At 68.7% G+C, this 24,686-nt stretch carries 28 protein-coding genes; 20 read left to right on the top strand and 8 right to left on the bottom strand.

The window, feature by feature from the left end:
* Genes I5803_RS16355 through I5803_RS16340 form a run of 4 tightly spaced genes read right to left on the bottom strand, consistent with a single transcriptional unit; the run spans position 1 to position 4,225 of the window.
* Positions 1-636, bottom strand: coding sequence for a DUF4126 domain-containing protein (locus I5803_RS16355; RefSeq protein WP_196987389.1), 636 nt, complete (start codon positions 634-636; stop codon positions 1-3).
* A 6-nt stretch (positions 637-642) separates the two neighbouring features.
* Positions 643-1,428, bottom strand: a complete 786-nt coding sequence (locus I5803_RS16350) for an enoyl-CoA hydratase/isomerase family protein (RefSeq protein WP_196987388.1) — start codon at positions 1,426-1,428, stop codon at positions 643-645.
* 11 nt (positions 1,429-1,439) lie between these two features.
* Positions 1,440-2,579 carry an acyl-CoA dehydrogenase family protein gene (locus tag I5803_RS16345; RefSeq protein ID WP_196987387.1) on the bottom strand — a complete coding sequence of 380 codons (1,140 nt, stop codon included), beginning with the start codon at positions 2,577-2,579 and terminating at the stop codon, positions 1,440-1,442.
* A 23-nt stretch (positions 2,580-2,602) separates the two neighbouring features.
* The gene (locus tag I5803_RS16340) at positions 2,603-4,225 is read right to left on the bottom strand and encodes a carboxyl transferase domain-containing protein (RefSeq protein WP_196987386.1); all 1,623 of its coding nucleotides are present in this window, start codon (positions 4,223-4,225) and stop codon (positions 2,603-2,605) included.
* 145 nt (positions 4,226-4,370) lie between these two features.
* Here I5803_RS16340 and I5803_RS16335 point away from each other — a divergent pair, with 145 nt between their 5' ends.
* From I5803_RS16335 to I5803_RS16285, 11 genes are all read left to right on the top strand, one after another.
* Positions 4,371-5,420 (top strand): AraC family transcriptional regulator, encoded by a 1,050-nt coding sequence (locus I5803_RS16335; RefSeq protein WP_196987385.1) that lies wholly within the window; start codon positions 4,371-4,373, stop codon positions 5,418-5,420.
* Positions 5,421-5,542: 122 nt separating this feature from the next.
* Complete coding sequence (locus I5803_RS16330) at positions 5,543-5,920, top strand: hypothetical protein (protein WP_196987384.1); 378 nt, start codon at positions 5,543-5,545, stop codon at positions 5,918-5,920.
* A gap of 142 nt (positions 5,921-6,062) precedes the next feature.
* Entirely contained in the window at positions 6,063-6,497 is a 435-nt protein-coding gene (locus tag I5803_RS16325) for a hypothetical protein (protein WP_196987383.1), read from the top strand.
* Positions 6,494-7,348, top strand: a complete 855-nt coding sequence (locus tag I5803_RS16320) for a hypothetical protein (RefSeq protein WP_231402438.1) — start codon at positions 6,494-6,496, stop codon at positions 7,346-7,348. The genes I5803_RS16325 and I5803_RS16320 overlap by 4 nt, the downstream gene beginning before the upstream one ends.
* On the top strand, positions 7,329-7,673 hold the full coding sequence (locus I5803_RS16315; protein WP_196987382.1) for a hypothetical protein: 345 nt from the start codon (positions 7,329-7,331) through the stop codon (positions 7,671-7,673). The genes I5803_RS16320 and I5803_RS16315 overlap by 20 nt, the downstream gene beginning before the upstream one ends.
* A gap of 79 nt (positions 7,674-7,752) precedes the next feature.
* Positions 7,753-8,769: an ABC transporter ATP-binding protein gene (locus tag I5803_RS16310; protein WP_196987381.1), complete on the top strand. Its 1,017-nt coding sequence runs from the start codon at positions 7,753-7,755 to the stop codon at positions 8,767-8,769.
* A 32-nt stretch (positions 8,770-8,801) separates the two neighbouring features.
* Positions 8,802-10,091, top strand: a complete 1,290-nt coding sequence (locus I5803_RS16305; RefSeq protein ID WP_196987380.1) for an ABC transporter substrate-binding protein — start codon at positions 8,802-8,804, stop codon at positions 10,089-10,091.
* Positions 10,088-10,981, top strand: a complete 894-nt coding sequence (locus I5803_RS16300) for a carbohydrate ABC transporter permease (protein WP_196987379.1) — start codon at positions 10,088-10,090, stop codon at positions 10,979-10,981. Before I5803_RS16305 ends, I5803_RS16300 begins: the two co-directional genes overlap by 4 nt.
* Positions 10,978-11,826: a carbohydrate ABC transporter permease gene (locus I5803_RS16295; protein WP_231402437.1), complete on the top strand. Its 849-nt coding sequence runs from the start codon at positions 10,978-10,980 to the stop codon at positions 11,824-11,826. The genes I5803_RS16300 and I5803_RS16295 overlap by 4 nt, the downstream gene beginning before the upstream one ends.
* Positions 11,827-11,830: 4 nt before the next feature.
* Positions 11,831-12,673: an endonuclease/exonuclease/phosphatase family protein gene (locus tag I5803_RS16290; protein ID WP_196987378.1), complete on the top strand. Its 843-nt coding sequence runs from the start codon at positions 11,831-11,833 to the stop codon at positions 12,671-12,673.
* 43 nt (positions 12,674-12,716) lie between these two features.
* The gene (locus I5803_RS16285) at positions 12,717-13,469 is read left to right on the top strand and encodes a S1 family peptidase (RefSeq protein WP_196987377.1); all 753 of its coding nucleotides are present in this window, start codon (positions 12,717-12,719) and stop codon (positions 13,467-13,469) included.
* A gap of 4 nt (positions 13,470-13,473) precedes the next feature.
* On the opposite strand, the gene I5803_RS16280 is transcribed toward I5803_RS16285, so the two are convergent.
* From I5803_RS16280 to I5803_RS16270, 3 genes are read right to left on the bottom strand one after another with little or no spacing between them, the layout of a single operon-like run.
* A complete protein-coding gene (locus I5803_RS16280; protein ID WP_196987376.1) occupies positions 13,474-13,974 on the bottom strand; it encodes a hypothetical protein in 501 nt (166 codons plus the stop codon).
* Positions 13,975-14,006: 32 nt separating this feature from the next.
* A complete protein-coding gene (locus I5803_RS16275; protein WP_196987375.1) occupies positions 14,007-14,774 on the bottom strand; it encodes a transglutaminase-like domain-containing protein in 768 nt (255 codons plus the stop codon).
* Positions 14,775-14,779: 5 nt separating this feature from the next.
* Positions 14,780-15,709, bottom strand: coding sequence for a MerR family transcriptional regulator (locus I5803_RS16270; RefSeq protein ID WP_196987374.1), 930 nt, complete (start codon positions 15,707-15,709; stop codon positions 14,780-14,782).
* A gap of 132 nt (positions 15,710-15,841) precedes the next feature.
* Here I5803_RS16270 and I5803_RS16265 point away from each other — a divergent pair, with 132 nt between their 5' ends.
* The 9 genes from I5803_RS16265 to I5803_RS16225 are packed head-to-tail and all read left to right on the top strand — an operon-like array spanning position 15,842 to position 23,426.
* Positions 15,842-16,633, top strand: a complete 792-nt coding sequence (locus I5803_RS16265) for a DUF4399 domain-containing protein (RefSeq protein ID WP_196987373.1) — start codon at positions 15,842-15,844, stop codon at positions 16,631-16,633.
* 5 nt (positions 16,634-16,638) lie between these two features.
* Positions 16,639-17,925, top strand: a complete 1,287-nt coding sequence (locus I5803_RS16260) for an NAD(P)/FAD-dependent oxidoreductase (RefSeq protein ID WP_196987372.1) — start codon at positions 16,639-16,641, stop codon at positions 17,923-17,925.
* On the top strand, positions 17,922-18,683 hold the full coding sequence (locus tag I5803_RS16255) for a DUF1365 domain-containing protein (protein ID WP_196987371.1): 762 nt from the start codon (positions 17,922-17,924) through the stop codon (positions 18,681-18,683). Before I5803_RS16260 ends, I5803_RS16255 begins: the two co-directional genes overlap by 4 nt.
* Positions 18,680-19,900 carry an SAM-dependent methyltransferase gene (locus tag I5803_RS16250; RefSeq protein WP_196987370.1) on the top strand — a complete coding sequence of 407 codons (1,221 nt, stop codon included), beginning with the start codon at positions 18,680-18,682 and terminating at the stop codon, positions 19,898-19,900. Before I5803_RS16255 ends, I5803_RS16250 begins: the two co-directional genes overlap by 4 nt.
* Entirely contained in the window at positions 19,897-20,427 is a 531-nt protein-coding gene (locus I5803_RS16245) for a chalcone isomerase family protein (protein WP_354001677.1), read from the top strand. Before I5803_RS16250 ends, I5803_RS16245 begins: the two co-directional genes overlap by 4 nt.
* Complete coding sequence (locus tag I5803_RS16240; RefSeq protein WP_196987368.1) at positions 20,424-21,683, top strand: MFS transporter; 1,260 nt, start codon at positions 20,424-20,426, stop codon at positions 21,681-21,683. Before I5803_RS16245 ends, I5803_RS16240 begins: the two co-directional genes overlap by 4 nt.
* Positions 21,680-22,210: a DUF3833 domain-containing protein gene (locus I5803_RS16235; protein ID WP_196987367.1), complete on the top strand. Its 531-nt coding sequence runs from the start codon at positions 21,680-21,682 to the stop codon at positions 22,208-22,210. Before I5803_RS16240 ends, I5803_RS16235 begins: the two co-directional genes overlap by 4 nt.
* Positions 22,207-22,998 (top strand): SDR family NAD(P)-dependent oxidoreductase, encoded by a 792-nt coding sequence (locus I5803_RS16230; RefSeq protein WP_196987366.1) that lies wholly within the window; start codon positions 22,207-22,209, stop codon positions 22,996-22,998. Before I5803_RS16235 ends, I5803_RS16230 begins: the two co-directional genes overlap by 4 nt.
* The gene (locus tag I5803_RS16225) at positions 22,995-23,426 is read left to right on the top strand and encodes a nuclear transport factor 2 family protein (RefSeq protein ID WP_196987365.1); all 432 of its coding nucleotides are present in this window, start codon (positions 22,995-22,997) and stop codon (positions 23,424-23,426) included. The genes I5803_RS16230 and I5803_RS16225 overlap by 4 nt, the downstream gene beginning before the upstream one ends.
* A 3-nt stretch (positions 23,427-23,429) precedes the next feature.
* On the opposite strand, the gene I5803_RS16220 is transcribed toward I5803_RS16225, so the two are convergent.
* Positions 23,430-24,596 (bottom strand): aminotransferase class V-fold PLP-dependent enzyme, encoded by a 1,167-nt coding sequence (locus tag I5803_RS16220; RefSeq protein WP_196987364.1) that lies wholly within the window; start codon positions 24,594-24,596, stop codon positions 23,430-23,432.
* Positions 24,597-24,686 lie beyond the last annotated feature (90 nt).

The following is a 24,686-nucleotide window of genomic DNA, read 5'->3' as shown; positions in this document are numbered from 1 at the left end:
CTAACCTCGTTGGGGCACGCTTCGGCCCGAGAAGAATTCGCTCAGCTTGCGCACGACGACGCGCAGGAAGCGCACGAGCACGACCATCAGCACCACCGCCACGACGAGCGTGATGACGAGGGCGATGCCGAAGAGCAGCGGATGCGTGGCGGACAGCCACAGCATGAAGACGACGAACCCGTCCTCGAGCAGCGACACGCCGATGTTGGAGAAAGGCTCGGGCGACGTGTTGACCGCCGCCCGCGTGGTGAGCTTGGCGGCATGGCTGGTCGCGGCGAGGCTGCCACCGAGCAGGGCCGCGATCCATCCCATGGCCTGGCCGTCCGCGCCGAGCGCGCCGGCGGCGAGCGCGGCGCCGGCGGGAATGCGGATCACCGTATGCACCGTGTCCCAGAGCGTGTCGACCAGCGGGATTTTGTCGGCGAAGAACTCGACGAAGCACATGAAGCCGCTCGCGGCCATGACGCCGGGATGCTGCAGGATGTGCAGGCCTTGCGGCAGGTCGACCCAGCCCATGAATCCGGCGGCGCCCACGAGAAACACCGCGGCGTACAGGCGGATGCCGCTGGCCCAGCCGAGGGCGGCGGCGAGCGCCAGCAATTGCGGCGCGTCGGTGAGGTGGCGTACAGCGTCCATGTGCTTTCAGCCTGCCGGCAGCCAGTTGGGCTTGCGCTTGCCGAGGAAGGACTGGATGCCCTCGCGACCTTCAGGGCTGATGCGGATGTCCGCGATGCCGCGCACCGTGAGCGCGACCAGCTCCGGCGTCACCTCCTGGCCGGCAACGTCCAGCAGGAGTTGCTTGCACGCCTTCTCCGCGGCAGGTCCGGCTTGCACCAGCGTCTGCGCGATCTCAGCCACCTTCGCATCGAGCTGGTCCGCGGCCACGACCTCGTGCACGAAGCCGATGCGCAGCGCCTCGCGCGCGTCGAAGCGTTCGGCCGTGAGGAAGTAGCGGTGCGCCGCGCGTTCGCCCATTGCGCGGATCACGTAAGGGCTGATCGTGGCGGGGATCAGGCCGAGCTTCACTTCGCTCAGGCAGTAGTGCGCGGTGTCCGCGGAGACAGCGATGTCGCAGGCCGCGACCAGTCCCGTCCCGCCCGCGTACACGTCGCCCTGGATGCGCGCGATCGTGGGCTTGGGGCAGCGGTGGATCACGTGCAGCATCTGCGCGAGCGCGGCGGCGTCCGCCACGTTCTGCTCGTAGGTGTAGGTCGCCATGCTTTTCATCCAGCCGAGGTCGGCGCCCGCCGAGAAGGCCGTGCCGTTGGCCGCGAGCACGATGCAGCGCACGTCGTCGCGGGCGCCGAGCTCGTCGAAGGCTGTCGTCATCTCGGCGATCACCGCCTCGTTGAACGCGTTGCGGACCTCGGGCCGGTTGAGCGTGACTGTCGCGATGTACGCGGCGACTTCGATTTGCAGGTGTGCCATCGAGGGACCTTTCAATAACGTTTCGCGACTTCTTCCAGCATGACCTCCGTCGCGCCGCCGCCGATGGCCAGCACGCGCGCATCGCGCCACAGCCGCTCGATCGCGGTTTCGCGGATGTAACCCATGCCGCCGTGGAATTGCTGGCAGGTCTGCACCACTTCGTTGACGAGTTCACCGGTGAGCGCCTTGAGCATGGAGACATCCTGCACGATGTCGTGGCCCTGCGTGACCCGCCATGCACAGTGATACATGAATTGCCGCGCGGCACGGGTCTTCGCATCCAGCATCGACAGGCGCTGGCGGATGGTCTGCTGCTCCCACAGCACGCCGCCGAAGGCCTGGCGCTGCCGTACGTAGTCGAGCGTGAGCTGCAACGCGCGCTGGCAGTGACCCACCGCCATCGCGGCGAGGGCGATGCGCTCCGTCTGGAAGTTCTTCATCACCGAATAGAAGCCCTTGCCCTCCTCGCCGAGCAGGTTGGCCGCCGGGATGCGCACGTTGTCCAGCACGAGCTCGGCCGTGTCGGAGGACAGCCAGCCGGTCTTCTTCAGCGCCCGGCCGACGGAGAAGCCGGGCGTGCCCTTCTCGACGATGAACATGGACATGTCGCGCTTGCCGCTGCCCGTCTTGGCGGCGACGAAGTACAGGTTCGCGTGCACGCCGTTGGTGATGAACATCTTGGTGCCGTTCAGCACCCACTCGTCACCGTCGCGCTTCGCGGTCGTGCGAATCCCCGCGACGTCCGAACCCGCGCCGGGCTCGGTGATCCCGACCGCGGTGATCAGTTCGCCCTTGATGACGCGGGAGAGGTACTTGTCCTTCTGGGCCGCATTGCCCGCATGGTGCAGGTGCGGGCTGGCCATGTCCGTGTGCACGAGCACCGTGATGATGAAGCCGGCGAAGGTCGATTGCGACAACGCTTCCGCGAAAACGAGGTTGGTGAGCGCATCCGATTCCGCCCCGCCGTATTGCGACTCGTACATCAGCCCGAACAGGCCAGCATCGCCCATGCGGCGCAGCACGTCGCGCGGCACGCACCCTGCCTCTTCCCACGCGGCAGCGTGCGGCTCGACCTCGCGCGCGATGAATTTCGCGACCTGGTCCCGCAGCAGCTCGTGCTCGGGCGTGACGTAGATGGAATCGGTGCTCATGGGGCGTGTCTTTCGTGGGGAAGTTACATCCGGAACACGCCGAACTTCGGCTCGGGGATGGGCACGTTCAGCGCGGCCGCCAGCCCGAGCGCCAGGACGCGGCGCGTGTCGGCCGGGTCGATCACGCCGTCGTCCCACAGTCGCGCGCTGGAGTAATAGGGGTGCGACTGGTGCGCGAACTGGTCGAGCAGCGGCTGCTTGAACTCGGCCTCCTCCTGCGCGCTCCACTGCCCGCCTCGCCCTTCGATGCCGTCGCGCTTGACCGTCGCGAGCACGCTCGCCGCCTGCTCGCCGCCCATCACCGAAATGCGCGCGTTCGGCCACATCCACAGGAAGCGCGGCGAGTAGGCGCGCCCGCACATGCCGTAGTTGCCCGCGCCGAAACTGCCGCCGATGATGACGGTGAACTTCGGCACGCTGGCGGTGGCCACGGCCGTCACCATCTTCGCGCCGTGGCGCGCGATGCCCTCGGCCTCGTACTTGCGGCCCACCATGAAGCCCGTGATGTTCTGCAGGAACACGAGCGGCACCTTGCGCTGGCAGCACAGCTCGATGAAGTGCGCGCCCTTTTGCGCGCTCTCGGAAAACAGGATGCCGTTGTTGGCGATGATGCCGACGGCCATGCCCTCGATGTGCGCGAAGCCGCACACCAGCGTCGAGCCGAAGCGCTGCTTGAACTCGTGGAACTCGGACGCATCGACGATGCGCGCGATGATTTCGCGCACGTCGTAGGGCTTGCGCGTGTCCGTCGGCACGACGCCGTAGACCTCGCGCGCGTCGTACTTCGGCGGGACCGGCTCGCGCACGTTCACCGCCCGCGGCTTGTCCTTGTGCAGCGTCGCCACCGCCTGCCGCGCCAGCGAGAGGGCGTGCATGTCGTTCTGCGCGAGATGGTCCGCGACGCCCGACAGGCGCGTATGCACGTCCCCACCGCCCAGGTCTTCGGCCGAAACGATCTCGCCGATCGCCGCCTTCACCAGCGGCGGGCCGCCCAGGAAGATCGTGCCCTGGTTCTTCACGATGATGGTTTCGTCGCTCATCGCGGGCACGTACGCGCCTCCCGCCGTGCACGAGCCCATCACGACCGCGATCTGCGCGATGCCCTGGGCGGACATGTTCGCCTGGTTGTAGAAGATGCGGCCGAAGTGGTCGCGGTCCGGGAACACGTCGTCCTGGTTGGGCAGGTTCGCGCCGCCGGAATCGACGAGGTAGATGCAAGGCAGGCGGTTCTGCATCGCGATCTCCTGCGCACGCAGGTGCTTCTTCACCGTCATCGGGTAGTAGGTGCCGCCCTTGACCGTCGCGTCGTTGCACACGACGACGCAGTCCACGCCGCTCACCCGGCCGATGCCGGTGATCACGCCGGCGCCGGGCGCATCGCCCACGCCGTCGCGGTTGAGGTACATGCCGTGCGCGGCGAGCGGGCCGATCTCCAGAAACGGCGTGCCCGGGTCGAGCAGTATCTGGACGCGGTCGCGCGGGAGGAGCTTGCCGCGTGCGGTGTGCTTGGCGCGCGCGGCCTCCCCGCCCCCGGCGGCAGCCTTCGCGACCTGCACCTGCAGGTCCTCGACCAGCGCCCTCATCGCCGCCGCGTTGGCCTGGAAGTCGGCCGATCGGGCGTTGAGTTGTGTCTCCAGCGTAGCCATGTGCGTCCTTCTTGTCGCGTTCGTCGCATCGTCGCACCGCAGGCGCGGGCGAGCCGGACCATCCTAGCGCGCCACGGCCCCCGCCCGCCAGCGGAGGAACGCCAGCCGGGTTGCAAATCCTGCCACGATCCTGCAGACTTCGCAGATGCCCACCTCATCCGCAGGGCCCTCCGTGCCGACACCCGTCGCCGCGACGCCGATGGCTTTCGCGCGAGCCATCGTCGCCGCTTACCAGCGTCACGGCGCGGATCCGGCGCTGGCGCTGCGCCAGGCACAGATCACGCCATCGCGTTTGCAGCAGCCCGAAGGCCGGATCACCGCCCGCCAGATGGAACTGCTCTCGGCCGCCGCGATGCGCGAGCTGGACGATGAAGGGCTGGGCGCGTTCGGCCGCAGGCTGCCCTGGGGCACCTACGGCATGCTCGCGCGCGCGTCGCTCACCTCGCCCGACCTCGGCGTCGCGCTCAAGCGCTGGTGCCGCCACCATGCGCTGGTGGCCGACGACATCCGGCTGTCGCTGGTGGAGCGCGGTGCGGCGGCGGCGATCGTCGTGGAGGAAAGGAAGCCCGCTGCGCGTGTAGCGCCGGGCGTGCGCGAGTTCGGCCTCGTCCACGTGCTGCGCAACATCCACGGGCTCGCCTGCTGGTACGTCGATTCGCGTGTCGCGCTGCAGGGCGCGAGCTTTCCCTATCCAGCGCCCGCGCATGCCGACGCCTACCGCTTCATGTTCCCCGGCGGCCCGCTGAAGTTCGACGCGCGCGCAGCGGAAATCCGTTTCGACGCGCGCTACCTGGCGCTGCCCCTGCGCCGCGACGAGAAGGCTTTGCGTCTCATGCTCCAGCGGGCGCTCCCCCTGACCGTGCTGCAGTACCGCCGCGACAGGCTGCTGGTGCAGCAGGTGCGGCAGGCGCTCGTGAACCACCCCGAGGCTTCGCACAGCGCGCAAGCCCTGGCGGATCTCCTGCACATGTCGCCACGCACCCTGCACCGGCAGCTGAAGGAAGAGCAGGCGTCGCTGCAGGCGCTGAAGGACGAAGTGCGCTGCGAGAACGCGCGGGACCTGCTGCTGCGCACGTCGCGGCCCGTCAAGCAGGTGGCCGCGGCGGTGGGCTTTCGCAGCGAGAAAAGCTTCCTGCGCGCGTTCAAACAGTGGACGGGCGCGACGCCTGCAGAGTTCAGGGCGCGCACCGCCTGACCCCGCGCTGACCCGATTCCACCGCTGGGTTTTCTCCCTCCTACGGCGGTCAGGGCGCACGTCCGACTCCACGCACCTCGCGGCCGCTGTGTGATAAGGCCATTCCCACACGCGAGGTCCCCATGAAAACCACTGCATTTATCGCTGCCCTGTCCCTGTCCGCCGCCGCCGGCCTGGCGCACGCCGCCGCGGGCAACAACGACACCACTCCCGCGCACCGCGGGTCGCATCCCGCCGCCGTGCAGACGGACAAGTCCGACCGCGACGCCAAGGCCGATGCCAAGGGCAAGGGCGAGACGCTCACGGAAAAGACCAAGCACGCCTTCCACACGATGGGCCAGAAGATCCGCAGCGCGGGTCACAAGATCGCGAAGCCAACGCACACGGACAAGGATGGCGACACCAAGCGCGCATCCACCAACACCGACCGGCGCAACGACGTGCGCAACAGCAACGACACGCGCGTCATGGGTTCCTCATCCGGCGATACGCGCAAGTAAACGGCCTGGCTCGGCAGTGTCGGCGAGCCGCGGCTCAGCAGGAGCCGCAGCAGTCTCCTACGCCGCCGCGCCGAGTTGTCTGACACAGCAGGCCCCCGCGCCGCGTTGAGATAGAAGCACTCATATTGCAAAGGGAGCATTCATGCAAAACATCAAGATTCCAGCCCTCCTCACCGCGCTCGCGTTGTCCTGCGGCGTGGCGTTCGCGCAAACGAGCGCACAGCCGCAAACCGGGTCGACCAGCGACTTCTCCATCGCCAAGGGCAACCGCGTCGACGGAACCGCCGCGAAGACCCGCGCCGACGGCGCCACGATGGGCAACAAGGCGCAGGACACGACGGCTTCTGCCGGCACCACGACGGCTTCCAGCGGCGACACGATGACGAACAAGGCCCGCCACACCGCGCACAAGGCCAAGGTGCATGCCAAGAAGGCGGGCCATAAGGCCAAGCGCGTGGCGATGAACGAGTCCGGTAGCGACACCCGCAGCATGGGCGCTTCGGGCTCCGACATGAGCGGCACCCGCCAGTCGCGCATGGACGCCGCCTACGCCAACTGGCAGTCCAAGAGGAAATGAGGACGCTGCGCTGCGCGGTGCTGGCCCTCGGGCTCGCCGCGAGCGCCGGCCTCTTCGCGCAGCCGGCCCGCGAGGGCGCGGCTGCGTCGGCGCGCCCGGGCGCCGCGCTGCCGCCCGTGACGGTGACGGCGCCCTTGCGCGACCCGGTGCAGAAGTCCTATCGCAAGATGATCCGGGGCATGGACCTGTTCGAGCGCCGCCATGCCCTCGCGCCGCAGGCGACGCTGCGCTTCAAGCTGCTGCCGCGCAAGTCCACGACGGACATGCGCAACATCGACCTGTACATCGTGGGCTCGACGGTCGACCAGCAGGTGCCCGTCGCAGCCGACCAGACCTTTACGCTGCCGCGCATCCCCAAGGCCCTCGAAGAAGATGCCGTGGTCACGCCGCCCGCGCGCAAGGCGCAGACCATGACGTGGCGCACCGAGATCCGCTCGCCCGGCATGCCCCCGGGGACGAGGCGCCTCGGTGACCTCAGGCTCGAGTGCCTGGTAGGCATGGAAGCGGACCTCGTCTCTGGCGCCAACAACCTGCTGGCCCGCTTCGCGCACCTCTTCTCCGACCCCGTTGCCTACTGCGGGCAGAAGCAGTCGCGCTACCTCTTCTTCGCGGAGCGTCCCGTTTTCTCCGTGACGCTCGTCGCTGGCAACCGGCGCGAGGTGCTCCCGGTCGACCGCCTGTATGCCGAAGCCAGCGATGACCCGGGCCTGAAAGCCACCCTGCCCGTGTGCGACTGCGAAGTGCTGCTGGACCGCACCTACTTCCTTCCCCTGGGCGACGCGAGCTGGCCCGACGACACGCGCGTGGAATACGAATTCATGGAGGACGGCGATGCGCCGCCCGCTCGCTAGCGCCCTGCTCGCCTGCGCGGCTGGCCTTGCCGGCTGCGCGGGAGGCGGACTGCTGCCGGCTCGCCACGATGGCGCAGGCACGGTGCAGGCGCCGGCGATGACGGCGCAGCGTGCGCTCGCGACGCTCGCTCCCGGGACCTCCACGCAGGCGGATGTCTCCCGCGCCTTGGGCCGGGCCATCGTGGTCCACTTCGACAGCGGTTATGAAGTGTGGGTCTACCGCTGGGACGGCGGGGGACCGGCGCGTGCGGAGTCGGAACTCGTCATCCTGATGGGGCCCGACGGGATCGTGAAGAAAGCGCGCGTGCGCAGCGGCCCCGCGTGAACGAACGTTCGCCTTAGGCGGCGCCACCCCCGGGGCGAACCCGAGGGTCTCAAGCGGTGCACGTCCCTATACTCGCCGCATGTCATCGATCCAGCTCGTGGATGTGGCCAAGCGCTGGGGCACGACCACGGCGCTGGACGACATCCAGTTGAACATCGCGTCGGGAAGTTTCTGCGTGCTGCTCGGGCCGTCGGGCTGCGGCAAGTCGACCACGCTGCGCATCATCGCCGGGCTGGAGACGGCCTCGGCCGGCCAGGTGCTGATCGACGGCCGCGACGTCACGCTGCTGCCGCCCGCCCAGCGCGGCGTGGCGATGGTGTTCCAGAACTACGCGCTCTTTCCCCACCTGTCCGTCGCGGACAACATCGTCTTCGGGCTCTCGGTGCGCAAGCTCCCCGCGGCGGAGTCCGCGAAGCGGCTTGCCGAGACGGCGGAGTTGCTCGGCCTGTCGGCCCTCCTCGATCGCAAGCCCTCGCAGCTCTCCGGCGGCCAGCAGCAGCGCGTGGCGCTGGCGCGCGCGCTCGTCGCGCAGGCGAAGGTCTGCCTGATGGACGAGCCGCTTTCCAACCTCGACGCGCAGCTGCGGCAGGAGATGCGCACCGAGCTTCGCCAATTGCAGCAGCGGCTCGGGCTCACCGTCGTGTACGTCACGCACGACCAGGCCGAGGCGATGAGCATGGCCGACCAGGTCGTGCTGCTGAACAAGGGACGCATCGAGCAGGCCGCGACCCCGCGCGACCTCTATGCGCACCCGGCCACCACCTTCGCCGCCGCTTTCATAGGCACGCCGTCGATGAACCTGCTGCGGCTGGACGGGGGCCGCATCGCCGGCAGCGACATCCCCGCCTCGCGCGATGCGCACTGGCTCGGCGTGCGGCCCGAATCGGTCGCGCTCGGCGGCCGGGTGCCGGCCACCGTCCGCAGCGTCGAATACCTCGGCGCCGACCTGATCCTGCACTGCGGCATCGGCAGCGAGATGCTCACGGTGCGTACCGGCGGCCAGGCCGACCTCGCCGCGGGCAGCGCCGTGCTGCTCGAGTGGGCCGACGCGGCCGCCCATCATTTCGATTCCCAGGGACAACGGCTTCATCCGTAGCCGGTCCAGCCAACCAACGAGGAGACACATCGATGCAACGCAAGTACTTCAACCGCTTCCTGCTCGCGGCGGGCGCCGCCGCCGCCATGGGCTGGCCCAGCGCGCAGGCCCAGACCACCGAGATTTCCTTCTTCTACCCCGTCGCCGTGGGCGGGCCGATCGCCAAGGCCATCGACGGCTTCGCCACGGACTTCATGAAGGCCAACCCCGGCATCAAGGTGAACCCCATCTATGCGGGCACCTACCAGGAGACCATCGTGAAGGCGCTGACCGCGCACAAGTCGGGCACGCCCCCCGTCACCTCCGTGCTGCTGTCCACGGACATGTTCACGCTGATCGACGAGGACGCGATCGTGCCCATCGACAACTTCGTGAAGACCGCCGACGACAAGGCCTGGCTCGGCAGCTTCTACAAGGCGTTCATGATGAACAGCCAGACCGGCGGCAAGACCTGGGGCGTGCCCTTCCAGCGCTCCACGGTCGTCATGTATTACAACAAGGAGGCGTTCAAGGAAGCCGGGCTCGATGCGAACAAGCCGCCGGCGACCTGGGCCGAGATGAAGGACGCCGCGGCCAAGCTCACGAAGAAGGACGCGAGCGGCAAGGTCACGCAGTGGGGCGTGCAGATCCCGTCGAGCGGCTTTCCCTACTGGCTCTTCCAGACCCTCACCACGGGCAACGACGCGATCCTGATGAACGACGCCGGCACGCAGGTGAAGTTCGACGACCCGAAGGTGATCGAGGCGCTGCAATACTGGGTGGACCTCGGCAAGGCCGGCGTGCACCCGCCCGGCGTCGTCGAGTGGGGCACCACGCCCAAGGACTTCTTCGAGAAGAAGGTGGCGATGATGTTCACGACCACCGGCAACCTCACCAACGTGAAGGCCAACGCGAAGTTCGACTTCGGCGTCGCGATGATCCCCGGCAACAAGCGCAAGGGCTCGCCCACCGGCGGCGGCAACTTCTACATCTTCAAGAAGTCCACGCCCGCGCAGCAGGAAGCCGCGTTCAAGTTCATCAAGTGGATCACGCAGCCGGAGCGCGCGGCGGAGTGGAGCATGGACACGGGCTACGTCGCGGTGTCCGAGAAGGCATATGGCACCGATGCCCTGCGCAAATACGGTCGCGATTTCCCGCCGGCGCTGGTCGCGCGCGACCAGCTGCCCGTGTCGGTCGCCGAGTTCTCCACGCACGACAACCAGCGTGTCACCAAGGCGCTGAACGACGGACTGCAGGCCGCGCTGACCGGCACGAAATCGCCGGCGCAGGCCATGAAGGACGCGCAGGCCGAGGCCGACCGCATCCTGCGCGCCTACAAGTGAGCGCACGGGCCGCAGGCCACCAGAGCCACGCGTCCATCCACGCGTGGCTGCTGCTCCTGCCCGCGCTCGTCCTGCTCGTCGCTTTCACGCACTGGCCCGCGGTCTCCACCTTCGTCGACAGCTTCTATTCCACGCCGAAGGGCAGCCGCGCCGCGGTGTGGGTCGGGCTCGAGAACTACCGGGCCATGAACGACGACCCGGTGTTCTGGAAGGCGGTGAGGAACAACCTGTGGTTCGCGGGTGCGACCATCCCGCTGTCCATCGGCCTCGCACTCGTCATGGCGCTATGGGTCAACGAACGGATCGCCGGCCGCGCCTTCCTGCGCATGGCGTATTTCACGCCCACGGTGCTGCCGATGATCGCGGTGGCGAACATCTGGCTCTTTTTCTATACACCGCAATACGGCCTGCTGGAGCAGGTGACGGGCGCGCTCGGGCTGCCCTCGCACAACTGGTTCGGCGACCAGAGCACCGCGCTCGCCTGCATCACCCTGGTGGCGGTGTGGAAGGAGGCGGGCTTCTTCATGATCTTCTATGTCGCCGCGCTGCAGACGCTCAACCCGAGCCTGCGCGAGGCCGCCGCCATCGAGGGCGCGTCGCGCTGGTACTTCTTTCGCCGGGTGCAATGGCCGCTGCTCATGCCGACCACGCTTTTCGTGCTCGTCAACGCGGTGATCAACGGCTTTCGCATGGTGGACCATGTGTTCGTCCTCACGCGCGGCGGACCCGACAACGCGTCGACCCTGCTGCTCTATCACCTGTACGAAGTGGGATTCAAGTTCTGGGACACCGCGTACGCCTCGGCGATCACGGTGGTGCTGGTGGTGGTGCTGGCGAGCGTGGCGCTCTTCCAGTTCTTCGTGCTGGACAAGCGGGTGCACTACAAATGAGCGCCGCACCGACGATGGACCGCGCGCAGCGGCTCGCCTACAACCAGCCGACCTGGCTCGACACGGTCGCCGCGTGGCTGCTCGCACTGCTGTGGATCCTGCCGCTGGCCTATGCGGTGTGGACGGCCTTCCACCCGACCGAATATTCCACGCGCTTCACCCTGCTCGCGCCGCTCACGCTGGACAACTTCAGCCGCGCGTGGGAGGCCGCGCCCTTCGCGCGCTACTTCCTCAACACGGCGCTGCTGGTCGCGATGATCCTGGCCGTGCAGCTCGTGCTGGCCACGCTCGCCGCCTACGCCTTCGCGCGCTACGAGTTCCGCGGCAAGAACGTCGCATTCGCCCTGGTGCTGGTGCAGCTCATGATCATGCCGGACATCCTGCTGGTGGAAAACTACAAGACCATGTCGCAGCTCGGCCTGGTGGACACGCTGGTCGCGATCGGCCTGCCGTACTTCGCGTCGGCCTTCGCCATCTTCCTGTTGCGCCAGACTTTCCTGGGCATCCCGAAGGAGCTCGACGAAGCCGCGCGCGTGGAAGGCGCGACGGCCATGCAGACGCTCTGGCGCGTCTACGTTCCGCTCGCCAGACCGGTGTACACCGCCTTCGCGCTGGTGTCGGTGAGCTTCCACTGGAACAACTTCCTCTGGCCGCTCATCGTGACCAACAGCGTGAAGGCGCGCCCGCTCACGGTGGGCCTGCAGGTGTTCTCCTCGGTCGACCAGGGCGTGGACTGGTCGATCATCACCGCGGCGACACTCATGACATCCGCGCCCCTCCTCATCGGTTTCCTGCTGTTCCAGCGCCAGTTCGTGCAGAGCTTCATGCGCGCCGGGATCAAGTGATCCCATGAAGCTTGTCACCTGGAACACGCAATGGTGCTGCGGCAACGACGGCATCGTGAGCCCCCGGCGCATCGTCGACGGCGCGCGGCAGCTCGCGGACTTCGACGTGCTGTGCCTGCAGGAGATCGCGGTCAATTACCCGCGCCTGCGCGGCGACGCGAGCGGCGACCAGCCGGCGCAGCTGGCGGCGCTGCTGCCGGGGTTCCAGCTGTTCTTCGGCGCGGCGGTCGACGAGTGGGAGGGCGGCGAGCGCCGCCGCTTCGGCAACCTCATCGCAACGCGCCTGCCTGTCGCGCAAGTCCAGCACCATCCCTTGCCCTACCCGCCCGATGCCGGCGTGCGCAGCATGCCGCGCATGTGCACGGTGGTGACGGTGACCGATCCCGCGCTCGGCCCGGTACGCATCATGACGACGCACCTGGAGTTCTATTCGAAGGTGCAGCGCATGGCCCAGGCGCGGGCGCTGCGGGAGCTGCATGCGCAGTACAGCGCGCAGGCCGCCGCGCCCCCCGAACACAGCAGCGACGGCTCGCCCTTCCAGGGCAAGGTGCACACGGGCCGCGCCGTCCTGTGCGGGGACTTCAACCTGGAAGCGCGCGAGCCGGAATACGCGACCATCTCCGCGGAGGGCGACGATGCACCGTTATGGGACGCCTGGCGGCTGCTCCACGGAAAGCAGCCGCATCCGCCGACGTTCCGGATCCACGACCGCACTTACGGGCCCGACCCCGTCGCCTGCGACTTCGTCTTCATCAGCGACGCGCTCAAGGGCAAGGTCAGGCGGCTGTGGCTGGACGGTGAGACCCAGGTGTCGGACCACCAGCCGGTCGCGGTCGAGCTGGCCTGAGCCCCGCGGCCCGCGCCGCGGGTGCATGATGGAGGCAGCCCCCATGACCGAACCCCTCCTCCTCTCCACCGCCCGCATCTCGACCTTCTTGGGGTCGCGCTCGCTCACCGGGGCCACCGGCTTCTTCTTCGAGCGCGAGGGCCGGCTCTTCCTCGTGACGAGCCGCCACGTGCTCATCGACAAGCCGTCCCAGCACCTGCCCGACCGCATCCAGTTCACCGTGCACACCAGCGCGACCAACCTGAGCCAGGTGGGCGTGCAGTCGATCCTGCTGTACGAGGACGGCAGGAGCATCTGGCGGCAGGGGACGGATTCCAAGGGGGAGATCGACGTCGCGGTGATCGAGTTGCAGCAGGACGCGCTGCCGGCAGGCATGCGGATCCAGCCCTTCACCCCGAAGCACCTGCTGACGGGGTTCGACGGCGCGGAGGTCGGCGAGCCCCTGCTCCTCGTGGGATTTCCGCTGGGCTTCTACGACACGCTGCATCACCTGCCGGTGGTGCGGCAAGCAGTGATCGCGTCGTCCTTCGGCGTGCGCTTCCAGGGGCAGGGCTTCTTCCTCACGGACGCCCGCGCGCACCGGGGCTCCAGCGGCGCACCGGTGGTCATGCGCGATGCGAGCGCGGAAGGCCCGCTCAAGTACCGCCTGCTCGGCGTCCACTCGTCGCGCCTGGACATGGTCACCCGCGACCGCGTCGAGGACGAATCGCTGGGCCTCAACTGCGCCTGGTACGCGGACATCCTGCTCACGTTGACCGAGCCCCGCCCGGAGAAGCCGGACCCCAGGCAGAAATAGCGGCTCAGTACGGGCGCTCGCGCAGGCGGCGCGCGGCGTTCTCGATGTCGCGCTCCACCCAGGTGCGCATGCGCAACGCGGTGGGCTCGTTGACCTTGCCGAGATGCTCGATCAATGCGTCCGCCCGCAACCATGCGTGGCCGCCATCGCCCTTCGCTTCGAAGCGGCCGGGATAGGTGACGGCCAGCGCGCGCTCCCCGGCGGTTTCGCCGACCGCCTTGCGAACGTCCGCGAGCCGCACCCACCGGTACTTGTCGTCGTCCTCCACCACCTTGATCGTCACGCCCTTGAACACATAGTGCTGGCCGTGCACGGGGAGCCACACCTGCTCGCGCGCGGCGTGCCGGATGTTCGCGATCCACGCCATCAGCGGGCGGCAGATGGCCGCGCCCAGCAGCGGCGACGTCATTGCCGCGCCGACCGGGCCGAACTTCCAGCAGCCCCAGGCGAAGACGGCCAGGCACAGGGCGATCTGCACGGAGGGCATGGCGAGCACGCGTTTCATGCCGGCTAGGCTCGCGCTTCCGGCGCGCGCTGTCAACCCGGGCGGGGCACGGGGGTGCTGCGCAGTTCGCGCACCCGCCTGTTCACCACCCGGGCCGCCACCAGCCACTTGAAGCGGCTGCTCAGGCTCAGGCGTTCGCGCACATAGTCGACGCTGCTGTAGAACTGGTAGGGGTCGTCGAACGCGCCCCAGTCGTGCAGCGGTGCGCCCTGCTGTTCGTGGGGCGCGAACTGTGCGAAGGAGTCGCCCTTGCCGTCCCAGCTCACGAGGCCCTCGCGGTGCATGCCGTATCCGAGCAGTCGCCCCTCCAGCTGGAGGCGCGTCTTGGCCGCCATGGCAAGGCGTACGTCCACGACGTAGCTGTCCACGGCGTGCCAGCGCCCGTCGAGAAAGACCTCGGTGTAGCCGTGTTCGATCGGCTGCCCGCCGACGTCGATGATGCCGTGCAGGAAATCCGGCGCGAGCGTCACGAAGCGCAGGCGTGCCGGAATGCCCTGGCTGCGCAGCAAGGCGATCAGCAGCGTGCTCTTGGTGTGGCAATCGCCCATGCCGGCCTTGAGAACCGAAAGCGCGGAAGTCCCGGTGCTGTCCGCGATGCAGCCGAAGGGCAGCGAGCGCAGGTGGTTGAAGCAGGCCACCGCCTTCTCGCGGGGCGACGCTTTCAGCTGCCCGAGCCGCACGCCCAGCAGGCGGATTTTCGGGTGGTCGAACTGCAGCAGGGGGGTGTTGGCGAGCCAGCGGCGGGGATCGTCAGCGGGCGTGTCGGGGGAGGTAGTCCGTACTGGCAATACCTGGTTCATTGAAACTAATCCATCGGTGGAAGTGTGAAGTCTTCGGCGAGCAGGTGCGGGATCGCGAGCACGTCGCGCACGAAGCGCACGCCGGCGATCTCGCGGCGCGACAGCGCCGGATTGTTGCCGCCGGCCCAGATGCGCACCGCGGGCGGCAGCGCCCCCCGCAGTTCTTCCAGGCCGCGCAGCACATGCGACGGGTTCACGGTGGGCGTGAAGCTCAGGCCCACGAGGTCGGCACGATAGGCGCGCGCGCCGGCGACGATCTGCGCGACGGGCAGGCGCACGCCCAGCGATACGGTGGGGCAGCGCTGCAGCGCGAACATCGCGTGCGCCATGAGGATGCCCAGGCCATGGTGCTCCTGCGGAAAGGTGGTGAGCAACACCTGGGGCGCTTCCGGCCGCACCTTTTTCTGGAGCTGCGCGATCGCGCCCCGCACGACCTGGTAGACGCAGTCGGAATACAGGTGCTCCTCGTGCACCTCGAGCTCCCCGTCGCTCCAGGCCTGTCCGACCTGCACGTTCATCTGGGGCATCTCCACGCCGACGAAGTGCGCGAGGCCGATCGCGCCGATGCGCGATTCGAGTTCGGCGCGCACGGCCCCCGCGTCGTGTTCGCGCAGCATGCGCAGCAGGTGCGCGTGGGCCGCGCTGCGGGGCGCCTGCGACGGCTTGGCGGCCTGCGCCAACATGCGGATCTCCGCCGGGCCCGCCGCCAGCAGCCGCGCGGGACGATGGCCTTGGTCCACGAGGCTGCGCATCAGGCGCAACTGCTCCACCTGGTCGGCGGGATACGTCCGCTCGCCCCGGTCGTCCCGCGAGGGTGCGGGAAAACCATAACGCCGCTCCCAGATGCGCAGCGTCGCGCGGGGCAGCTGCGTTTCGCGCTCGACCTCGGCGATCGAGCGCAGCGGCGGCGCAGGGGCGGCGGCGGGCGGATTCATCGCACGAATTGTGGAGGAAGGAAACGGGACATCCGAAAAGACCGGGGGTGCGTATTGAACGGGACAACAGGATTGCTTGATTTATTGTAGTATGACAAACAGTAATTCTAATGAACAATTTGAAAGCCAGCCGTGATTGACCTGCAAATCGCCCCGCGCCTTGGCGCCCTCGCCCTCGCATTCGCCGCAGGAAGCGCGGCTGCCGCCCATCCGTGGGAAGTGCCGCCGCCCAGCCGCCAGCCCGAGGCGTACTTCACCAACCTGAAGACCGGCGCGAAGGTCACCTCCCCCTTCTTGCTCAAGTTCGGCCTGTCGATGCGTGGCATCGTTCCCGCGGGCAAGACCGCCGGGCGCGCGGGACACCACCACCTGCTCGTGAACCAGTCGCTGCCGCTGGACTTCAAGAAACCGCTGCCCTTCACGGAGCACTACATCCACTTCGGCAAGGGCCAGATGGAGACCGTGCTCAACCTCAAGCCCGGCGAATACGACCTGTCGCTCCTCCTGGCCGACCAGGGGCACATCCCCTACTTCGTGTTCAGCCGGCCGCTCCACGTCACCGTGACGGCGCAGGACGCCGCGAAGCCTGCGGCCTCGGTGCAGGGGCCCAAGCGCGTCGAGCTGCTCGAGCCGGCCCCCGGCGCGGTAGTGCGTTCGCCGTTCCGCGTGCAATTCCACGCGAGCGGCTACAACATCGCGCACACCGACGCGCAGGTGGCGGACACGAGGCATTTCCGGCTCATCGCCGAAGGCGCCGGCCGGAAGGAAGTGCTCGACTTCCCCGATGGCGGCACGGAAGCCTGGATCAACCCGCCGGTGGGCGAGTACACGCTGCGCCTCGAGCTCGTGGGCAACGTCGAGAAGACCGTGACCACGACGTCGACGCCGCTGCGCATCAGCGTCGAAGCGTCGCCCCGCCTGTGAAGAAGATGAAAGTCGCCGTGGTCGGCAGCGGGATCGCGGGACTGGCTGCCGCGCATGCCCTGCGCTGGAATTCACAGGTCAGCCTGTTCGAGGCCGGGGAGCACTTCGGCGGTCACGCGAACACCGTGGACGTGACGCTCGGCGGCGTCACCCACGGCGTCGACACCGGCTTCCTCGTCTACAACGAGCGCACCTACCCGGGCCTCATCCGCCTCTTCGCCGAATTGGGCGTCGCGACGGCGAAGTCGGACATGTCGTTCTCGGTGCAAGTGCCGCGCGCCTTCGGCGGCCGGGCGCTCGAGTGGAGCGGGACGAGCCTGTCGAGCGTTTTCTGCCAGCGCGCGAACCTGGGCCGGCCCGGGTTCTGGCGCATGCTGCGCGACCTGCTGCGCTTCAACCGCGACGCGACCCAGATCGCCGAGTCGACCTGGTCCGGGATGGACCAATCGCTCGGGGGCTTCCTCGACACGCGCGGCTACTCGCGCGAGTTCCGGGAGTGGTACCTGCTGCCGATGATCGGCTGCATCTGGAGCGGCCCGACGCAGGACATGCTGCGCTTTCCGGTGGGCACGCTGGTGCGCTTCTGCCACAACCACGGCCTGCTGCAGATCGCGGACCGGCCGCAGTGGTACACGGTGACCGGCGGGTCGCGCGAGTACGTGCGTAAGATCGTCGACGGCCTGGCGGACGCGCGGGTGAGGACACCCGTGCGCCGCATCGAGCGCGAGGAGGACGGCGTGTGGATCACCACCGACGCCGGCACGGCGCGCTTCGACCGCGTCGTGATCGCCACGCATCCCGACCAGGCGCTGGCCGTGCTGCCGGATGCCTCCGCGCTGGAAAGAGGCGTGCTCGGTGCGATCCGCTACCAGCACAACCACGCCATTCTTCACACCGATTCATCGGTGCTGCCGCGGCACCGCGGCGCGTGGGCCGCGTGGAACTACGAGGCGTCCCCGGCCGGTGCGGGACGCGCCGTGTGCCTGCATTACCTCATCAACCGACTGCAGCCGTTGCCGTGGGAGCAACCGGTGATCGTCTCGCTCAACCCGGTGCGCCGGATCGACGCGGCGGCCGTCATCCGCGAATTCGACTACGAGCATCCCGTTTTCGACGCCGGGGCGGTACGCGCGCAACGCCAGCTCGCGCAGTTGCAGGGCCGGCGCAACACCTGGTTCTGCGGCGCCTGGGCCGGCTACGGCTTCCATGAAGACGGGCTCGTGTCCGGCCAGGCTGCCGCGAAGGCCCTGCTCGTGCAGCGTCGCATCGAGGAAGTGGAGGCACTGGCATGACGGGTCCGCTGCTCGGCATCGGCCACGTACGCCATGCGCGGTTGCGGCCGGTCGCGCATGCGTTCCGCTACCCGACGCTGTTCCTGCTGCTGCCGATGCGGGCGCTGCACGCGGGTCGATGGGCGCTCGCGCACAACCGCGCCGGGATCATCAGCTTTCATGACAGCGACCACGGCGACGGTGGTGCGAATGCCCTGACGTGGCTGGATGCGCTGCTCGCGCGCCACGGCATCGGCGATGCCACCGGCGAAGCCTGGCTGCATTGCTATCCGCGCATGGGGGGCTACACCTTCAAGCCGGTGAGCTTCTGGTATTGCCATCGCGCCGACGGCACGCTGCGCGCCGTGGTGGCCGAGGTGAACAACACCTTCGGCGAGCGGCATGCCTACGTCCTGGACGCCGCCGCCTGGGGCAGCGAACTGCGCGCGGGCAAGGAGATGCACGTGTCGCCGTTCTGCCGGGTCGAGGGCGGCTACCGCTTCCGCTTCTTCCTGGACCTCGCGCAAGGCCGCACGCTGGCGCGCGTGGACTACGACGACGCACAAGGACCGTTGCTTCGCACCAGCGTGGGCGGCAGCCTGCAACCCGCCACGCGAAGCGCGTTGCTGTCGGGCGCATTGCGCTTTCCCCTCCTCATGCTGGGCGTGATGGCCCGCATCCACTGGCAGGCGCTGCGGCTCTGGCTCGCGCGCGTTCCCTTCTTCCCCCATGTCCGCCGCGGCGCGGACCCCATCCCCACGGGCTCCACGACACGATGAACACCACCACCACCTTCCAGCGCCCTGCCGTGGCTGCGCCCACGCGCGGCGTGGCGCGCCTCATCACCAACCATCTGGAGCGGCTGCGGCACGGCACGCTCTCCGTGGAATTTCCGAACGGCGCGCGGCGGCGCTTCGGCCAGGGCGAGCCGCATGCCGCGATCTCGGTCCACAACTGGGGCGTTTTCGCCGGCGTCATGGCGCGCGGCGACATCGGCCTGGCCGAAAGCTGGATGGCGGGCGACTGGTCGACGCCGAACCTGCCCGATGTGCTGATGCTGCTGGTGCGCAATCGCGCCGAGCTCGGCGACGCCGTGCATGGCAGCTGGTTGGGGCAACTCGCGGCGCGCGTGCGCCACGCCCTGCATCGCAACAACCGGGCCGGCAGCCGGCGCAACATCCACGCGCACTACGACCTGGGCAATGCGTTCTACCGCCTGTGGCTGGACGAGACGATGAACTATTCCTCGGCGTGTTTCGACGGGGACCCCGACCGCCCGCTCGCGGCGGCCCAGGATGCCAAGACACGGCGCGTGCTCGCGATGGCCGGCGTGAAGCCGGGTGACCGGGTGCTGGAGATCGGCTGCGGCTGGGGCGCGCTCGCCGAAATGGCAGCGTGCGAATTCGGCGCCAATGTCACCGGCGTCACCTTGTCCACCGAGCAACTGGAATTCGCCCGGCAACGGCTCGCAGCGGCGGGCGCGGGAAGCCGTGCGGACCTGCGCCTGCAGGACTATCGCGACGTCTCCGACGCACCGTTCGACGCGATCTGTTCGATCGAGATGGTCGAGGCGGTCGGTCGCGACTACTGGCCCACCTACTTCGGCCAGGTGAGCGCGCTGCTCAAGCCCGGCGGCCGCGCCTGCATCCAGTCGATCGTGATGGACGACGCACTCTGGCCGCGCTACATCCGCGGCACGGATTTCATCCAGCAGTACATCTTCCCCGGCGGCTGCCTGCCTTGCCCCCGCGAGTTCGAGCGCGAGGCGAATGCCGCCGGCCTGGAGGTGGTCGACCGGTTTGCGTTCGGTGGCGACTATGCGCTCACGCTGCGCTTGTGGCGCGAACGCTTCATGCAACGCCGCACCGACGTGCTGGCCCTGGGCTTCGACGAAAGGTTCATCCGTCTATGGGAGTTCTACCTGGCGTATTGCGAAGCGGCGTTCGCACACCGCAACACGGACGTCGTGCAATACACATTGCAAAAGCGTTCGTGAGCTGCGCGCTGGCGCTCGCGTCATTCGCGGCGGCCGCCGAGGCGGCGCCGCGGCCGCCGCGCGCCGTCGAGGCGTCGGCGCCCGCGCTGCGCATCGCGGGGGGAGGACGCCTCACCTGGTGGGGTTTCGCCGCCTACGACGCACGCCTGTGGCTCGCGCCGGAGGCGACGCAGCGCACATGGACGCAGCATCCGCTGGCCCTGGAGCTCGCCTATCTCCGCGCGTTCACGGGAAAAGACATCTCGCGCGTGTCGCTGGAACAGATGCAGCGCGCGGGCGGCATCGACGCCGGCATCGCGCAACGCTGGACCGACGAACTGCTCGCGGCGATTCCCGACGTCGCACCCGGGGACCGGCTCCTCGGCGTGCACCGGCCGGGGCGGGGCGCGAGCTTCTACTTCAACGGCAAGTTCGCCGGCGAGATCGCGGACGCGGAGTTCTCGCGCCGCTTCTTCTCGATCTGGCTCGCGCCTTCGACCTCCGAGCCGGGCCTGCGCGCGGCGCTCCTGGGAAGCACGCCGCCATGACTTCCGCGGTGCGCGACGTGCCCATCGGCTGGCGATATGGCCTGCTCGGCCTGCCGCTGGCCTTCGTCGCGCTTCCGCTGTACGTGCAGCTGCCCTCGCTCTATGCGCGCGAGTTCGGCGTGCCGCTCGGCGCGCTCGGCGCGCTGCTCCTGTTGGCACGGCTCGCCGATGCCGCTTTCGATCCATGGGTCGGGATCTTCGTCGACCGGCTCTTTCGCAGGTCGCCCCGCGAGGTGCTCGCGGCCGGCGCGGCGGCGTCGGCCGCGCTCGCGCTCGGCTTCGCGCTGCTGATGCTCCCGCCTGTGCGCGGCACGACGCCCCTGCTCGCCTGGGCCGCGCTTTCGCTCCTCGTCACCTATGCGGCGTTCAGTGTGCTGTCCGTCGCGCACCAATCCTGGGGCGCGATGCTCGGGGGCGACGAGGCCGCGCGCGGTCGCATCGTGGCGTCGCGCGAAGGGATGGGCCTCATCGGCGTGCTGCTGGCATCCGCCCTGCCCGCGTTCGCGGGCTTGCCGGCCACGGCCTGCGTGCTGGCAGCCGGGCTCGCGGCGGGATGGTGGGCCTGGGCGGCTTCGCGCCGGCCCGTGGCGCGCGTCGAGGCGCCGATGGCAGCCGACTGGTTCGCGCCGTTGCGGGTCCGGGGCTTCCGCCGCCTGCTGTCCATCTTCATGCTGAACGGCATCGCCAGCGCCATCCCCGCGACCCTGGTGCTCTTCTTCGTGCGGGACCGGCTGCAGGCGCCGCCCGCGCAGGAGCCGCTCTTCCTCGCGAGCTACTTCCTGTGCGCCGCGCTGTCGATCCCGCTGTGGCTCAAGGTGGTGACGCGCATCGGCCTCGCGCGCACCTGGCTCGCGGGCATGGCCGTGTCCATCGGCGTCTTCGTGTGGGCCGCAGCGCTGGGCGCCGGCGATTCGGCCGCGTTCCTCGTCGTCTGCGCTTTGTCTGGCGTCGCGCTCGGCACCGACCTCGCGCTGCCGAGCGCGCTCCTTGCGGGAGTCATCGGCGAAGCGGGCCAGCGCGGGCGCGGTGAAGGCCAGTACTTCGGCTGGTGGAACTTCGCGACGAAGATGAACCTCGCGCTCGCTGCAGGCGTCGCGCTGCCGTCGCTCGCCTTCGCGGGGTACACGCCCGGCAGCCGCTCGCCGCAGGCGCTGGATGCCCTGGCCCTCGCCTATTGCGTGCTCCCCTGCGTGCTCAAGCTTGCCGCCGCCACCCTTCTTCACTTCCACTGGATTCGACCTGGAGCCGCTTCATGAAACGCAGATCCCTTCTCGCCGCCGCCGGAGCCGCCACGCTTGCCGGTTGCGCCACGCCCGATGTCGCCGACTACGCGTCGGAGAAACCGCAGCTGGACCTGCGGGCCTACTTCAACGGACACGTGGACGGGTGGGGCATCTTCACCGACCGCTCCGGGAAGGTCGTGAAGCGCTTCGTCGTCGCGATCGAATGCCGGTGGGCCGGCAACGAGGGGACGCTCGACGAAGACTTCACCTACTCCGATGGCACGAAGCAGCGGCGGCTCTGGCGAGTCACCAAGCTGGAGGGCGGCCGCTACACCGGGCGCGCCGACGACGTGGTCGGCGAGGCGCAGGGCCAGGCCCGCGGCAATGCGCTGCGCTGGAACTACACGCTCGCCCTGCCGGTCGGCGAGCGCGTGTGGAACGTGCAGATGGACGACTGGATGTACCTCATGACGGACACCGTGATGTTGAACAGGACTTCGATGAGCAAACTGGGTCTCCACCTGGGCGAGGTCACGCTCTCCTTCACGAAACGCACATGACGTTTCCGCGCCTGCTGCCGCCTCTCAATCCGCCCGTCGACACCTGGCAGGGATGCCGCGTGTGGCTCGTGGGCGCATCGAGCGGCATCGGACGCGCCGCGGCCTCCGCCCTGCACGCTCGTGGCGCGCAGGTGCACGTGTCCGGCCGCAACGCGCAGGCGCTGGATGATTTCGTTGCGGCGCATCCCGGCGCACGGGCGTGGCCGCTGGATGTGCGCAACACCACGCAAGTCGCGCGCGCCGCGGACCGCGTGCGCGAATCGGGCCCGCTGGACATGATGGTGTTTTGCGCCGCTTACTACCAGGGCAAGAGCATCGCGGACTTCGACCTCCAGGACATGCTGGAACACCAGGCGGTGAACTACGCCGGCGCGCTCGGCGCGATCGGCGCGGTGCTCCCCGCGATGCTGCGCGAGGGACACGGGCACATCAGCCTGCTCGCGAGCGTGGCGGGTTACCGCGGCCTGCCGCGCAGCGCGGCCTATGGCCCGACCAAGGCCGCGCTCATTCACCTCGCCGAAACCATGTATCTGGAATTGCATGGCCGGGGCCTGGGCGTGAGTGTCGTCAATCCCGGCTTCGTCGACACCCCGATGACCGCGAAGAACGACTTCGCGATGCCTGCGATGATCGGTCCCGCCGAAGCGGCGCACCGGATGATCCTCGGCTGGGAGCGCGGGCATTTCGAGATCCATTTCCCGCGGCGCTTCACCTGGCCGATGAAGCTGCTCGCACGCCTGCCTTTCCGGCTGTATCAGGCGCTGGTGCGCCGGGGGACCGGTACATGAACGAAGCCGCGCTGGACCGCATCGTCGCCTTCTTCGAGTCGTTTTCGAGCCGCGACCTGCCGCTGCTCGGGGAGTTCTACGACGACGACGCGAGCTTCAAGGATCCGTTCAGCGAGGTGCGAGGGCTGGCCCCGATCCGCCGGATCTACGCACACATGTTCGAGGCACTGCACGAGCCGCGCTTCGTCGTCACGAGCCGCATGGGCCAGGGGAACGAATGCTGGCTGGCATGGGAGTTCCGCTTCCGGTTTCGCTCGTGGCGACCCGAGACGCCACAGGTCGTGCGCGGCGCTTCGCACCTCACGCTGGGTGCGGACGGGCGCATCCGCGTGCATCGCGACTATTGGGATGCGGCGGAGGAGGTCTACGAGAAGCTGCCCCTCATCGGGGCATTGATGCGCTGGCTCAAGCGGCAGGCCGCCGCTTGAAGGTCAGGCCGTGACGGGCTGGGGCTTGGCCGCGGCAGCGCCCAGGCCGATGTGGTCGAGCGCCGCGGCGAGTTGCGCCACGGTGCGGTCCACGTGCTGCCACTTCTCGAGGCCGAAGAGCCCGATGCGGAAGGTCATGAAGTCGCCGCCCTCGTCGCACTGCAGCGGCACGCCGGCAGCGGTCTGCAGGCCTTCGGCGAGGAACTTGCGACTCGACTGGATTTCCGGGTCGGTGGTGTAGCTGACCACCACGCCCGGGGCCTTGAAGCCTTCAGCCGCGACGCTCGCCAGCCCACGGCTCTCGAACAGCGTGCGAACCTTGCGCCCGAGGTCCTCCTGAGAGGCCTTCATCTTCGCGAAACCGAGGGCCTGCGTTTCCTTCATCGCTTCCCGCAGGCGCGTGAGCGCGTCGGTCGGCATCGTCGCGTGGTACGCGTGCCCGCCGCCCTCATAGGTTTCCATGATCGCGAGCCACTTCTTCAGGTCCATCGCGAAGCTCGTGCTGGCGGTGGAGTCGATGGCGGCGCGGGCGCGCTCGCTCAGCATCACCATCGCGCAGCAGGGCGAACTGCTCCAGCCTTTTTGCGGGGCGGAGATGAGAACGTCGACGCCGGTCGCCTTCATGTCGACCCAGATCGCGCCGGACGCGATGCAGTCGAGGACAAAGAGGCCGCCGAATTCATGCACGGCATCGGCGACGGCCTTCAGGTAGTGATCGGGCAGGATCATCCCGGCAGCGGTTTCGACGTGCGGCGCGAAGACGACCGCGGGCTTTTTCTCGCGGATCGCAGCCTGCACTTCGGCGATGGGCGCCGGGATCCATGGCGACTGCGCGCCCGGACCGGTCTTGCGCGCCTTGAGGACGGTCGACGAGGCGGGGATGCTGCCCATCTCGAAGATTTGCGTCCAGCGATAGCTGAACCAGCCGTTGCGGATGACGAGCACATCCTTGCCGGATGCGAACTGACGTGCCACGGATTCCATGCCGAACGTCCCGCTGCCCGGCACCAGCACCGCGGATTTCGCGCCATACACTTCCTTCAGGATGCCGGAGATGTCCTTCATCACGCCCTGGAAGCTGCGCGACATATGGTTGAGGGCGCGGTCGGTGTAGACCACGGAAAATTCGAGCAGGCCGTCGGGATCGACGTGGGGCAGGAGTCCGGGCATGGGGGTGCTTTCTGTACGGGCCGAAAACGGGACGGTCAGCTTAGCACGGCCGCTCAACCCTGCGACCGGCATTGCCGTCCCGGCGCCGCG

Source organism: Caenimonas aquaedulcis (assembly GCF_015831345.1).
Classification (GTDB): domain Bacteria; phylum Pseudomonadota; class Gammaproteobacteria; order Burkholderiales; family Burkholderiaceae_C; genus Ramlibacter; species Ramlibacter aquaedulcis.
Note: the sequence above shows the minus strand (reverse complement) of the source record. Positions and strands in the feature narration are given on the sequence as shown.